Genomic DNA, 14070 nt, shown 5'->3' on the forward strand with positions numbered 1-14070 from the left:
ACTATGGACCTATCTGTTAGGTCTTAATCCTGTAATATCTTGAAACATTCATCAATCTTTATATACGACTACGTAGCTGAAACAGATAAGCTTTAATTCCGGATTACGGCTGCTACTTTCTGCCGACGCTGGACGTAAGCAGTGAGCCAATGGCGTGAGCGTTCAAGGACATACGATGCTACCGGTCTCATCTACCTAGTAATCACACAGAAACAAGGCTTAGTACCCCTGTTTTGGCTAGCCGATATCGAGCAAGGTCTTCTGCCAGAAACAGCGAGCCCTGGTAATGGTGTTCAGCCTCACTACGGATATCCTCAATGGAGGGAGACTGCTCCGGATTGGCTTGATAGCGGGCGCTAAAGTGCGTCAGGACAAGATTGGGCAGCCCGCTGGATTGGGCAAAGCTCGCAATCCCGGCCGCTGAGCTATGTCCGAATGTATCGCCAGCCCTGTCTGCAATATCTTGTGTATATGTCGACTCATGAACAAGCACCTGAGCTGGCTGGCAAAAGGTCCGCAACAGCTCGGGCTGATCGTTGTCACCGCAGACGACCAGGCAGCGAGCCGCATGGGGGTAGTACACATAATCGGCGCTTTTAAACGTTTGGCCTTCATGTACCACATCAATGCCTTTACGCAGCTGTCCCCAGATTGGGCCGCGTGCAATACCTTCGGCATTCAATTTTTCAGTGTTTAGATGAGGTTCACGGGCTGTTTCGGTAAACCGATAGCCGAAAGAGGGCACGCGATGGGAGAGGGGCGTAGCATCGACCGTCCACCGTGGAAATGCCCAGTGCCCCAGCGCCTCAGCCGGCAGAAACTCTACGTCAAAGGGCAGGTACAGCTGGGTGAATTGTCGAGTCGCGTTAAACCATTCGGCAATGCCCGCCGGGGCAATGATGGGAAGTGGCTTCTTTCGGCCTGACATGCCTGCGCTGGCCAGGAGGCCTGGCAAGCCATAACAGTGGTCACCATGGACATGTGTAATGAAGATGGCCTGCAGATCATGCAGCGACAGACGTGTACGCAGTAGCCGGTGCTGAGTTGCCTCGCCGCAATCAATCAGAAACCAGTCACTGCCTATCTCTTCCTGTAGGGCAAGCCCGGTCACGTTGCGTTTCTTGGTCGGTACGCCGGCGGACGTGCCCAGAAATAGTAAATCCACCAATGCCTCTATTTATCGGTGCCGCACCAGTATCAAGACATAGTGTATATCGCAGATAGCTGCAAGGTGGTGAGCATGAGACTTGCCGACCTCCGTGTCGGCGTATTTCAGAACGCTCAGGTTCCAGGCGCGACGTCATTTCTGGCGATTCGGATCTCTTGCACCATGGCCTCGGAAAACTTCTGGGCGGCCGACCAGCGCAGGTGGATTGCATCTATGAAGGATGTTTTGGCGGTAATCCATTCCTTGTCGCCATTCCAATACTGGGCCTTGGTTGGCGCCAGGGCGGTAGCAAGCTGCTGGTCGAAATTAGCCAGAAATACACCTGTTGGATCTTGCTGGGCTTTCCAGTCAGGATGTAATGGCGTGGATACGACCGTTAATTGCCGTCCCTCCTGGTACAAACGGGTAGCCAGAGTTTGCAGGGCATTGAAACAGGTTGAATCCAGCGCTTCCGGGCGGCCATAAAGCAATTCACGACTGTTCACCGTATTGAGCGGGCCGTCCCCATGGCGATTGAACACCAAGGGATCGAACTCGATACGGTTGGCGCGCTGATCTTTTACCTTCAAGGCATTGCGCATCAGCGAGCCGGGTGAGAAATAGTGCATGTAATAAAGCCAGGGTGACGTTTTCTCATACACGTACTGATCAACATCGTTGCGATTGAATACGGCAGCCGAAACACGCCAGCAACCCGCAAAGTCCTGGGGGTCGACTACCATCAGGACATGCCTGACGGTAGGTTCCCGGTCAAGTAGCCAGTTGGCAACGTATACCGATTGATTGGCATGCAGACCACAGAAGGCGCCGTTCAGCGGGCGCGTACCTGGGGAATGCCTGACGATGGCATCACCATCGATATGCCTCCAGGCTACAGATGACCCTATCACCAGCAGGTCTGGCGATTCGATGGGATTTTCACGTAGAAAGCTGAGTTTTTCGTCAACGCACAGGCTATTGGAAAATGCCGGTGGGGGCAGGTTATCTGTGCCGCGCAGGCCGAGCAGCAGCATCCAGAACGCCGCGAGGGCTCCCGCCATTCCGCCAAACAGTGCCAGCAGGTAGCCGGCAGAAATCCTGCTGCCGGAACTGGAGGTGGGCTTGTCATCTGCTGCTGAAGTCTTCATGACACCGCCGCTCCTTCGAGTTTGGATTGGATCAGCTGAGCGAAATGGCCCACATTCTTGAGTGACTCAAGCTCTGCGGTCCTGAACTTGATACCAAAACGCTGCTCTGCCGCCACGATCAGGATGACATGCGTCTGGCTGTCCCAGCCGTCGATGTTGTCAGCGGTCATGTCTGGTGCAAGCACAATGTCGTCGTCATCGAACACGTCGCGGAAGACCTGGGTCAGTGCGTTGAGAATGTCCTTATCGTTCATACGTCAGTAACCTCGATGAAGTGGCGGGAAGTACGGGGTGAGAGCAGGTCATAACGCCAGAAGCTGGCGTTGGGGATAGCGCCTTCAGGTACTGGGCAATGATCGAAGCCCAGCGCTGCATAATGTTCGGCAACCATGCCGTTCCGGTCGGTAGGGCGATATTCGCCGATGAGCGCTGCCCAGCCAGCTGCCGTTGCGCGTTTGATCAGTACGTCGAGGACGGCCTCTTCTACCTGACGGCCCAGGACGCGGCAGCTCATCAGCCAGGTATCGATAAGAAGTTCATCCTGAGCCCATGCGGTATCTGCGCGTGCAAGAACTACGCTGATCAGGCCGTTATCACCGAATTTGTCGCTCAGGCGCACCGCAAGGGCAACTGCACGATTATCTGCTGCAAGGCGTTCGACCTCCGCTTCGCTGTAGCGGCGCGTCGTAAGGTTGAACTGATTGGTCTTGTTAATCAGCTGCGTGGTACGGATCAACTCTGCCGGACCGATGGTGGTAGCGGTAAGAACCATCTGCAGACCGCGCAGGTAACCTTCCATGTCGGTTGCCTGGCTCATGGCAACCTTGCGTTCGGCGTTAAGGGCATAGTGACGGCTGCGTGCAGTGTCGTCTGTGGTGAACGAGACTGTCTCGAAATAACCGGCAGCCGCTACGCGAGCAGGGTAGTCGGCTACATCCTCGGGAAGTTCCGGCACCGCCACCTCGGGTAGCTCACGGCGAACAATGTCACGCTCAGCCGGGTTGTCGTCGACAAAGACCAGGCTGTCGAGGCCGATATTGAGCAGGGAGGCGATACGCCGCAGGTTGCCGGCCTTGTCTTCCCAGTTGGCGACAAAGGCGGCGATATCGGAGCGCTTGAGACCCATTTCCGGGTGGTCGAACGCCGCTTCAGCTACTGCCAGATCGTTCTTGCTACAGACCGCGAGAATGATGCCTCGTTTGGCCAGATTCCCTGCGTAATGCTGGAATGCCAGAAACGCTTCACCGGCCGGTGATCCCTGGCCTATCTGGATGCCATGAACACCATCGTCGCCAATCACGCCGCCCCACAGAGTGTTATCAAGGTCCAGGACCAGGCACTTGCGTGAGAGACCGACCCCGGCAGCAGCAACCCTTGCCAGCTGATCGCCATAAAGGGGGGCCAGCGTTGGGCTGACCAGCTGTTTGGCTTGATGCCACCGCACAGGCTCAGCCAGACCGGTGCCATACATCCCTTGTGCAGCTTGCCACGCCAGGTCCATCAGCAGTACACCTTCTTCCCTTGCCGCTGCCCGGATGGCGGTATTGAGCCGCTCGATTACGGCAAAGGGCGCGGCTGGAACATGGGCTTCGAATGAGCCGAACAGCAAGGGTTCTGTAGTGACAAGCGTTTGCTGAATAACCTGCACTGCGTAACGTTCCCGGGCGAGGCGCCAGAGGTGGCGTAACTCCTCAATACGCGTCTCAACGGCGCTTGAAACCTGCGCCTCTGATGCATCCAGGGGCAGCTGCAGGGCAGTGTCTTTTGCATCCACGGCCAACAGAATCACCTGAGGGGCAAAGGACGATAGCGCAGGGTCGTCCATTAGTAAGGCCTGTCGATACATGCCATACGGGGCAACATACACGGACAAGGCCAGACGCCGGGAGAGACCTGCGACCCGAATGGCAGGAACGAGATGGTCCACGGTATGGGAGGAAAGCAGGGCGATGCGCAAGGGACGCAAACCTAGGGCTACCAGATCTCCTGCTGTGGTGAGATCACTCAGTCCTTCTGCGGCAAGTTTATCCAGTCGGGCGGTAAGGGTGAAGTCGCGTCGAAATCCAGATAAGTAAGCCGCCTGACTAAGCCGCTTGGCAGGGTCTGCCTCTCGCTTGGCCTCGCTGATCGCTGCGCCGAGATCTGGATGAGGGGGAAGCCAGGGTAATAGGTCCATCATGGAATGCTCCTGTTTCGACACTTAGAACTGGAAGTAAAGAAACTCGGTCGGGGCCGCAGAGAACGCAGAGGCCAAGGCAAAAAAGCCCAGTACACCCAAGGCAGCGCCTAGCACTGGCGTAGGCCGCCACGCCACGAAGGGGAACCAGTGTTCGATCCAGTTTTCCTTTGGCCGAAAGTTCAGGGCAGTGCGGAAGTGATGCATCCACTGGCCGATATTGGGCATGGTCCAGACAAAGGCCAGCAACATAGCGATGGCCAGAAAATCGGACTTGTCGAGCTTGGTCGAGACGTCGCTCAGGCCCACCATGCCGGTAAGGATTGCCATGGCAGCGGACACGCTTTCGGCTCGGAAGAACACCATGGCCACCACCACACAGGTGAAGGTGAGCAGCAATGCAGCGACCTGATGGATTCGGTTGTCACTGTCGAGCTTCCAGCCTTTACTGACCTTATAGGCGCGCCAGCCATGGGCGACCACAAGGTAAAAACCGTGGAGTAGCCCGAACGCTACGAATTGCCAGCCGGCCCCATGCCAGACGCCGGAAATGAACATGGTGAAAAGGGTAGGGTAGGCCACCAGCGCTACAAAGGTACCAAGCGACATTTTTCCGCGCTTGGGCAGGGGCTTACCGGCAGCCAGCCGTGCACGGGTAATCCGCATGACGATGGGATTGTAGATATAGGCGGTCAGAAAGCGTGTCAGCGTCATGTGCCAGCGAGACCAGTAGTCGATCACGTTGCGTGCCTTGAACGGGCTGTTGAAGTTGGCCGGTAGGCTTATTCCAAAAAGAAGCCCCAGGCCGATCGCCATGTCGCTATAGCCGGAAAAATCAAAATAGATCTGGAGGGTGTAGGTAAGCGCGCCGGTCCATGCGTCGAAGAAAGACGGCGTCACGCCGTCGGCTGCCAATGCAAACACCGGCGAAGCTTTTTCACCCAGCGGGTCGGCGATAACAACCTTCTTGAATAGCCCCAGCAGGAAGATAGTGGTGCCAATAGTGAGATTATCCAGGCGGGGTTTGAAGTTGTTGCGTTCGCGAAACTGCTCCAGCATCTCACGGTGATGGGTAATCGGTCCGGCGATCAGGTGCGGAAAGAAGGTAATGAAAAGGCAGTAGTTGAGAAAATCATGTTCAACAACTTCACCGTCGTGTGCATCGACCAAATAGGCAATTTGCTGGAACGTGAAGAACGAAATGGCCAGGGGTAGAATGATGTCACTGACCGTCCAGCCTGTATCGAGCACATCATCAAGCGTACCGAGCAGAAAACCGGTGTATTTGTAGTACCCCAGCAGTGCCAGGTTGGCGGCAATACCTAGTGTCAGGGCCCAGCGGGAAGGGTTGCGAAGTAGATAGCCACCCAGCAGGTAATTAAAGATCATGCTTGCGGCCAACAGCGGAACGTTGGCTGGGTTCCACCAACCATAAAATACCAGGGAGGCGAGTGTCAGCCAGACGATCGCCAGGCGTTGTCGACCCGTCCCACCCAATACAAAAAAGCCTAATAGTACGACTGGAAGAAATCCGGCTATAAACGCAAACGAGTTAAAAAGCATCGTCCTGATCCTCTTAACAACGCCGTTCCATGGCCAAGGGCTCGCCCGGCGACAAGCCAGAGCGGGGTGGTTTCCTTGGCACTGCATCATGAATGGCTATCACTGATATCCACCGCGGCCATCTACTACCGACCGCGCATAAGTGCCTTTCACCGTCGCGTACGGGGATTTTGATCCAAAACGTTTGTGCGCTCGGCCACAGAAAAATCCTATATCTCCGTGTAGCACCTATGCTTAGCGCCTGCCAAAAAAGCTCGCCGCTTCAAGCGGCAGATTTGCTTATTTATGTGATCTAGTTTGCTTTGTATGGAAAGAAAAGCGCTATTTATTAATGTTCTGTTAATGAGTCTTTACCAGATTGCCCATAAATTGTGACGGCTATCACTCATAAATGGGACGCGGTTGTTGTTGCCCCTTAAAACAAATAACGGAATTACAAAATAATACCAGCCCTATAAATGATTTAAGAAAACTACCAAACCCAAGCACATAACAAGTAATCAGAAACGTAAAAACAAAAAGGCCACCATTAGGTGGCCTTTTCGCTAAACAGACGATTAGCGTTTGGTGCGGGTGGTAGGATCAACATCGTCCATATGATCGGTGCCACGCATGCCAGCCCGGGTTGCGACATTGTCATTTTCGATGTCTACATCGGTACGGCGTACTGTGTCACGAACCGTTTCGTTATGATGAGTCGTTTCCTTACCTACCACGACTTCTTCCACAACTCGAGCGGTTTTCTCAACAACGGCTTCTTCTGCCGTTTCCTGGATCTCTACCGTTCCAGATTTGAAGGCAGAAAGATCGTCAGTGGAGACTGGGCGGTCGACAGGGCGACGTTCGATAACGGCATGCTGTTCGCTGAGGTTGACCGTTTCTTCAACGGGACGCTCACTCATACGTGATACCACTCGTACGCGGCCCAGGCTGTTTTCACGTTTGCCGACCTTCAGCTCTTCTTCCATGACTGGAATGGCCGTGCGGTCAGTCGCTTCAGTAGGCGTCTGGTCAGCGAGGGTAGTGGACCCTGCACCCAGTGTAGAAGCTGTGTTGGGGTAGTCACTCGATACCGGCCCGGTAGCGGCGCTGGTGCCCATGGTGGTCGCTGAAGAGCCGATCGCACCCTGGTTGCTCCAATTGGCGCTGCGCTCGTCGATATCAATTGCGCCATTGCGCTCCATGATTTCTTCAACGACACCTACTTGTGCGTCGTCATTGACGGTAACAGTCACTACAGTGGATCCACGGCGTACCGCTTCAGGATAGGTATCGGCGTAGCGGCTATTATGGGTGTCGCTGTCGCTGAAGATTGAGCGGAAGAAGCCGCCGATCTTGTCGGTCATCGATTCATCGTCGTGAGTACGGGTGTCGGACCGCATGGAAGTATCTGTCGTGCCGTCGAGCACGGGGGATTCGTTAGAGGCGGCCATGCGGATGTTCGTTTGGGATACGCCTTTGGACAAAAGCTCACGCTTAACCTGTTCTGCTTCGTTAACGTGGTCAAATGCTGCAACTAGAATGTGCTGTTTCATAAAGTCACCTTTCGTTCTCTTCGGCAGCTGTGCTGCGATTCGATTGGGCGGTGCAGACTGCGATTACCGCGCGGAACCGGAGTGATCTGACTCCGGATGAGAGTGGCTGCGTTCCACAGTCACGTTTTCGCGTTTCAATGTGACCGGCACGGTACGTTGTGCTTCACGAGTGACGCGTTGGACATGAAGTTCTTCCTTCAACATCAAGCGTTTTTCAACAACCAGAACTTCTTCGAAAACAGGGATGATGGTGACATCACCGTCCTGTCGCACCTGTGGAAGGTGAGCGGGGTCGACTGGCGTGTCGAATTTAACCCGTTCGATAACCGTTTCCTCATACCGCAAGGCGTCAGAAACGGTGTATTCCTTGGACTCGACGGTCTTGTTGATCCGGACGCAGCCGGATTCGACAGTCTCTTTATGAAGCTCGGCACGCTCTTCAACGATAGGTATCGTTTCGGTTGCTTGCCTATCAGACTGGTCGTTGTTCATCCGTCTATCCTGCTGTTGATTTAACTGGGTGTTTTCATGCCCTTCGTGAAAATGGAGTGAGTCACGAACGGTTCGTTCAGAGAAACTTACGAGCGGTAGGGCCGGTTCTAGACTGCTTGAGAGCTGTGTCTAAAACCAGAAGATTTACAGGAACGTAAGCGGTCTGTAGGAGTCGGCCCAATGCAACCGAGCAAGCGTAACGCTGTTAAAGGAGGTGATGAGAGGAGGCGGACGCAGAAACGCCCGCCGACATGAAGAAAGGACCTAAGCGCTTAGATGACGCATCCATGCCAAGCCTTTAGATGTATTTCCACGGGGACGGTATTCACAGCCGATCCAACCGGTGTATCCCAATTCATCAATCAGCTGGAACAGATAGGGATAATTGATTTCGCCGCTGTCTGGTTCGTGGCGGTCCGGTACGCCAGCAATCTGGATATGCCCAATACCTGCTATGTCACGACGTAGTTTTGCAGAGATATCTCCTTCTACGATTTGGCAGTGGTAGCAGTCAAATTGGACCTTGAGGTTGGCAGCACCCACTTCTGAACAGATGGCCTGAGCCTCATCCTGCCGGTTCAGGAAGAAACCGGGCATATCACGCGTATTGATAGGCTCAATGACTACCGTCAGGCCACTCTTGGCCGCTTCCTGCGTCGCATAGGTGAGGTTTTGCAGGTATACCTCACGGTGTGCTGCGCGATCTGCGCCTGACGGCAGCAGCCCGGCCATAACATGAAAGCGGTCATTACCCAGAGCGGCAGCATAGTCCAGCGCACGGGCGATGCTATCCCGAAATTCAGCTTCGCGACCGGGGAGGGAGGCGAGACCGCGCTCCCCGGTCGCCCAATTCCCAGGCGGTGCGTTGAACAGCACCTGGACAAGTCCGTAGTCGTCGAGCCGTGCCTTGAGCTCGGCAGCTGGGTAGTCGTAAGGAAACAGGTACTCGACTGCCTTGAAGCCATCGGCCGCGGCCGCAGCAAAGCGGTCGAGAAAGTCGTGTTCGGGATATAGCATGCTCAGGTTTGCAGCGAAGCGGGGCATGGTCTCTCCTTCGAGTGTTCAGACAAAGGGCCAGAGCAACAGGGTCAAGATAAACCCCAGGGAGCCCAGCAGTGTGGTCAGTACGGTCCAGGTTCGCAGGCCGTCGCCCACGTTCAGCCCAGCCAGTTTAGTGAAGATCCAGTAGCCTGCATCGTTGATGTGAGACATGGCGAGCCCGCCTCCGCCCATGGCTATTGTCAACACCACTCAGGAAACAAGCGGCATTCCGTACGGCTCGCCTTGCCGTGAGCACCTGAAAGCCTGTCAATCTTGACGGCAGGCTCTCAGGTGGCCCGCTCCGACGTCCGTCGCCATTGACGGCTCAGCCATCGCCAGGCAATCCAGCCCAGACCCAGCATATAGGCGAGGCTGCCAGGAACCCACATGATGAGGCCTGCCAACTGTTGGTCAGGCAGGTCGCCTGATTCGTGGTAAAGCGTTTGGGTACTGAAGGTGAGAAGCGCGCCCAGTAATCCGGTATGCATGAGTGTGAGCAGAAGCGCAAGCAACGCCTGAGGAACACGCGCATGACTGGCATGCAGGCACGACCACCACAATAACCAACCGGTAAATAGAAAGCAGATGTGTTCGGTGACATGCCACCAGAGGTTATCCAGGGCGAGCTGGTAAGGTTTAGGGGCATGCCAGCCCCAGATCGCCAGCGCATGGAGCAGGGCTGCAGCCGTTGGATAGCGACCGGCCTTCAGGATAGGATGCCAGACGCGTCGGCCGCGTCCACGTAACGCAGCCTGCCACTGGGGCAGTGGTCTGGCAAGCGCCCACAGGGGCGCAACGATAATCATATAGAGCATATGCTGGACCATATGCATGGCTGTACTGGTTTCCGCCCAGCCATCGAACGGGCCAAACGTTGCCAGGGCTGCGACGACCATGCCGGCATGAAACCAGAGCGCCTCGCCTCGATGAGGCGGAACCCGGCGCTGCCCTATGTAATAGAGCCCCCACATGGCAGCCAGCAGTACAGCGCAGCCCCATATAGGTAGACGTTCGGTCAGATGACCCTCTAGTAACCCATGACCATAGGCCGAAGGTGCAATACCCAGCAGGATTATCAGGGCTAGAGGCATGGCGGCATCAACAGAATGGGAATACCCACAAACAGCGTGGCGATTGCGCTGACCAGGTGCAGTCCAGCGCCCAGCGTTGCCAGGAAGCGTTGCCGACGCGCCTCCTCGGAATCGCCGAGGCCAATAGCCTGCCAGCAGCGCCGCGCATTCCATAGCAAAAAAACCAGTGTGGCGAGCGTAAGCAAACCCAGCATGAGGTTTATACGATTGAGGGCACCAGCTTCTGCAGCAGGCGGCGTGATCTGGCAGGCTACTGTAAGCCCCCCATAGATAGAGATAAACCACACGCTCCAGACAACAAGGCCTGCAACCAACTGCAAGGGATGGGCTGGACGCATCAGTAAGGATTCCAGGTCAGAGGAAACAGCACCGTGGCGATGTAGCTGATGGCAACTACCGTTGTGGTGTAAACCCACCACTGCAGCACGATCTTGGGCTCATAAGGTGCATTGATCCCTACATACACCCAATACACCCGCAAGGCCTGAAGCGCAGTAGCCAGGACACCTACCACGGCGTGGAGCAGGCTGTAACCCAGCATGGTCAGCAGCACGGCATCGTGGGTTGTTTCGGTAGGCTTCAAAGGCGCTTCAATGATTACCAAGACCAGCAGCAGCGTATGCACCAGGCCAAGCACAGTGATACCTGCCAGTTGAGACCCTAGGTGCGTAATGTGCTTCTCCCTGAGCTGACTCACGACACGGCGCAGCCAGCCGGTGACGATGAATGCCGGCAGCAACGCGGCCAACATAAGTCCATGGTTGAGCGGGTTCTGCGAAGGAATCTGCCAATTGGGCGACACGCTCCACAGGTAGAACCAGCCGAACAATAGCGAGAGGTAAAGGGAGCCGTTGGAAATCAATGTGGTTCCCATGCCCCAGAGGCCCGGACCGTCAAACGTACGGGAGTGCAAGGGAGGCTCATCCGGCTGGGTATGCGCATCAGGCGCTGCCTTGGGATGAGCGCCGTTTTCCCAGCTCCAGCGCAGACAGATGATCAGCGCCGCCAGCGCACCCAGACCCGCTAACGTATAGGCACTGACTAACAGGCAGATGCACATCACAGCCAGTACAGCCGAAAGCACAAAGGGCCACATCGAATTGCCGGGTAGGTGAATCACATGGCGTACCCGTCCGGTAACCGGATCGACACCCCAGGTTTCGCGGCGACCATGACTACTGACCGAAAGGCCATATTCGCCATTGGCGATCGCTTCCGGCAGATGCGGCTGGTCCCACAAGGGATGGCGGGTCTTCACTTCCGGCAGGCTGACGAAGTTATAGGCAGTAGGTGGCAATTGCGTTGCCCATTCCAGCGTATCCGCCTTCCACGGATTCTTACCGGCCTTCTCGCCAAAGCGAAAATGCAGGAACAGGTCGAGCAGAAACGTCGCAACGCCAAAGGCCATGATGAAGCCGCCAATTGAGGAGATCAGGTTGGGCAAATCCCAGCCCAGGCCGCTTTCATAGGTATAGACCCGCCGTGGCATGCCCATAAGGCCCGTCCAGTGCATGATCAGAAAGGTCATGTTGAAGCCGATGAAAGTCAGCCAGAAGCCCCACCGCCCAAGCGTCATGGAGGGCATCCGGCCTGAGAAATGCGGTAGCCAGTAGTAGATGCCGGCCATCAGCGGGAAGAACATGCCGCCTACCAGCACATAATGAAAATGGGCGACGACAAAGTAGGTGTCGTGCACCTGCCAGTCGAACGGCACGAGAGAGAGCATCACGCCTGTTAGCCCACCTGCAACAAAGATGACGATAAACCCTACCAGCCAGAGCATGGGCAGCTCGAATCGAGGCTTACCCAGCCATAGGGTCGCAATCCAGGAAAACACCTGAATCCCCGTTGGCACCGCCACCAGCATGCTGGCCGCCGAAAAGAACAGCTGCGCCAGTTGGGGAATGCCGATGGTAAACATATGGTGTACCCATAGACCAAAGCTGATAAAGCCTGTCGTCAGCACACCCAGTACAACCCAGCGGTAACCCACCAGCGGACGCCCGCAGAACACCGGGAGAATGGTCGAAACGATACCGGCGGCCGGTAAAAAGATGATGTAAACCTCAGGGTGGCCGAACAGCCAGAACAGATGCTGCCACAGCACAGGGTCGCCCCCGCGGGCCACATCGAAAAAGGGCAGATCGGCGGCACGAGAAATCTCCAGCATCAGGCTTGCCAGTATCATGGGTGGAAAGCCGATCAGGATCATCATGGCTACTACGAGCATGTACCAGGCGAAGATCGGCATCTGGTGTAGTCCCATGCCAGGGGCGCGCGCTCGAAGAATGGATACGACGATCTCGACGCCTGCCGAGATAGCGGAGATTTCTACAAAGGTAATTCCGATCAGCCAGAAGTCCGAGTTGAGTCCCGGTGAGTACACCCGGTCCGACAGGGGCGTGTACATGAACCAGCCGGCATTGGGAGCTACATCCAATAGCAGGCTCGACAGCAGGATCAATCCACCGAACAGGTAGCACCAGTAGCCAAGGGATGAAAGGCGTGGGAATAGCATATCGCGTGCGCCCAGCATCTTGGGTAGCAGGTAGATGGCGAGACCTTCCAGAATCGGTACGGCAAACAGAAACATCATGACCGTGCCGTGCATGGTGAAGACCTGGTTGTATTCGTCCGGTCCCAGAAATGTATTGCCCGGGATGGCCAGCTGGGTGCGAATCAGCATGGCCAGAAGCAGTCCAACCAGAAAGAAAAACAGGCCCGTCACCAAAAAACGCACCCCAATGGTGGTGTGGTTGACGATACTGAGTGCGCGCCAGCCACGGGGATTACCCCAGACCTGATCAAGATCCTGGTGAAGACGATCCTGTTCGGCCTGCTCACCGTGGGTATGGGTGGTCATGTCGCTCATGGGGTGAGAGTCTCCAGCCAGTCGGCAAGTACATCGAGTTCCGTATTCCCCAGGTGATCCAGCGGCGGCATACGGTTTTCCGGCTTGAGGGTCTGATGCTCTGAAAGCCAGCGGCGAATGGCGCCTGGTTCATTTTTGAGCACTCCGGCGCCCAGGTGGCTGCGGCTACCTACGTCGCCCAGATCCGGACCTATCAGCAGCGTTTCGTCTGTGATCCCTCCAAGCGGCGACTCAAGTCCGCTGACCTGATGACAGGCGGCACACTCGCGCTCAAAGAGGCCTCTGGCTTCGGGCTTTGGCGCAGGCGCCTGCCATTGCTGTCGCGCCTGGATCCAGGTTTCGAAATCCTCAGTTGTCTGGACCTCGCTGTAGAGAATCATGTGGGTGTGCTGCATGCCGCAGAATTCGCTGCATTGCCCGCGGTGTGTCGCTGGTCGGTCCGCTTCCAGACGGATGACGTTTGTGCGGCCGGGAATCATGTCGATCTTGCCGCCCAGGCGCGGAATCCAGAAGGAGTGGATCACGTCTGCGCTGCTGACATGAATATCCAGCGGGCGACCGGCCGGAAGGTTCATCTGGTTGGCCGTTACCACGCCGCTTTCGGGATAGCGCACTTCCCACCACCACTGATGACCGATCACCTCAACTTTGAGCGGCTGTACGCCTTCCACTGGCAGCGGCAGCATGCGTTTACCCTGAGGAATGCCAAAGCTGAGCAATAGCACGATACTGACGCAAGGCAGCACAATGCCTCCCCAGACAATCCAGCGGCGGTTGTAGCGCGCAACCTTTTCCTCCGGTACAGCTGCCGGCGGGCGACGCATTCCGATCAACCAGAGCGCTACTACACCTATCAGGACGACGGCGGAGAAACCAAACATGGCCCACCAGGTCCAGGCGACGGCCCGGGCTGCTGGGCCATAGGGGTCGAGCATGGACTGTGTACCGCTACAGCCGCTTACCAAGGGAACTGTCAGTCCCCATGCGGTCCATTTAAAGGTCTGC

12 protein-coding genes and 1 pseudogene are annotated in these 14070 nt (G+C 56.1%); all 13 read right to left on the reverse strand.

Annotated features, from left to right (window positions below; translation table 11 throughout):
- Positions 1–202: 202 nt before the first annotated feature.
- Entirely contained in the window at positions 203–1165 is a 963-nt protein-coding gene (locus AC4LF3_RS20475; protein ID WP_491836525.1) for a ribonuclease Z, read from the reverse strand.
- A gap of 116 nt (positions 1166–1281) precedes the next feature.
- Positions 1282–2295, reverse strand: a complete 1014-nt coding sequence (locus AC4LF3_RS20480; RefSeq protein WP_122044137.1) for a hypothetical protein — start codon at positions 2293–2295, stop codon at positions 1282–1284.
- The gene (locus AC4LF3_RS20485) at positions 2292–2549 is read right to left on the reverse strand and encodes an acyl carrier protein (protein ID WP_019363858.1); all 258 of its coding nucleotides are present in this window, start codon (positions 2547–2549) and stop codon (positions 2292–2294) included. Before AC4LF3_RS20485 ends, AC4LF3_RS20480 begins: the two co-directional genes overlap by 4 nt.
- Positions 2546–4471 carry an HAD-IIIC family phosphatase gene (locus AC4LF3_RS20490; protein WP_491836847.1) on the reverse strand — a complete coding sequence of 642 codons (1926 nt, stop codon included), beginning with the start codon at positions 4469–4471 and terminating at the stop codon, positions 2546–2548. The genes AC4LF3_RS20485 and AC4LF3_RS20490 overlap by 4 nt, the downstream gene beginning before the upstream one ends.
- A gap of 24 nt (positions 4472–4495) precedes the next feature.
- Positions 4496–6034 carry an MBOAT family O-acyltransferase gene (locus AC4LF3_RS20495; protein WP_197871858.1) on the reverse strand — a complete coding sequence of 513 codons (1539 nt, stop codon included), beginning with the start codon at positions 6032–6034 and terminating at the stop codon, positions 4496–4498.
- A gap of 557 nt (positions 6035–6591) precedes the next feature.
- Positions 6592–7569 (reverse strand): YsnF/AvaK domain-containing protein, encoded by a 978-nt coding sequence (locus AC4LF3_RS20500; protein WP_286788528.1) that lies wholly within the window; start codon positions 7567–7569, stop codon positions 6592–6594.
- 63 nt (positions 7570–7632) lie between these two features.
- The gene (locus tag AC4LF3_RS20505) at positions 7633–8061 is read right to left on the reverse strand and encodes a YsnF/AvaK domain-containing protein (RefSeq protein WP_491836528.1); all 429 of its coding nucleotides are present in this window, start codon (positions 8059–8061) and stop codon (positions 7633–7635) included.
- Positions 8062–8325: 264 nt separating this feature from the next.
- A complete protein-coding gene (gene otnI / locus AC4LF3_RS20510; protein ID WP_491836529.1) occupies positions 8326–9105 on the reverse strand; it encodes a 2-oxo-tetronate isomerase in 780 nt (259 codons plus the stop codon).
- An 18-nt stretch (positions 9106–9123) separates the two neighbouring features.
- Positions 9124–9309, reverse strand: a pseudogene (locus tag AC4LF3_RS20515) (GntT/GntP/DsdX family permease); the annotation flags it as partial.
- A gap of 80 nt (positions 9310–9389) precedes the next feature.
- Positions 9390–10193, reverse strand: a complete 804-nt coding sequence (locus AC4LF3_RS20520) for a cytochrome c oxidase assembly protein (RefSeq protein ID WP_150345927.1) — start codon at positions 10191–10193, stop codon at positions 9390–9392.
- Positions 10184–10531: a hypothetical protein gene (locus tag AC4LF3_RS20525; RefSeq protein WP_074825703.1), complete on the reverse strand. Its 348-nt coding sequence runs from the start codon at positions 10529–10531 to the stop codon at positions 10184–10186. Before AC4LF3_RS20525 ends, AC4LF3_RS20520 begins: the two co-directional genes overlap by 10 nt.
- A complete protein-coding gene (gene ctaD / locus AC4LF3_RS20530; protein ID WP_491836848.1) occupies positions 10531–13056 on the reverse strand; it encodes a cytochrome c oxidase subunit I in 2526 nt (841 codons plus the stop codon). The genes AC4LF3_RS20525 and ctaD overlap by 1 nt, the downstream gene beginning before the upstream one ends.
- Before the next feature lie 5 nt (positions 13057–13061).
- Entirely contained in the window at positions 13062–14000 is a 939-nt protein-coding gene (gene coxB / locus AC4LF3_RS20535) for a cytochrome c oxidase subunit II (RefSeq protein WP_491836532.1), read from the reverse strand.
- Between the last annotated feature and the right edge of the window lie 70 nt (positions 14001–14070).

It is taken from the genome of Pseudomonas sp. C2.3V, from assembly GCF_058536325.1.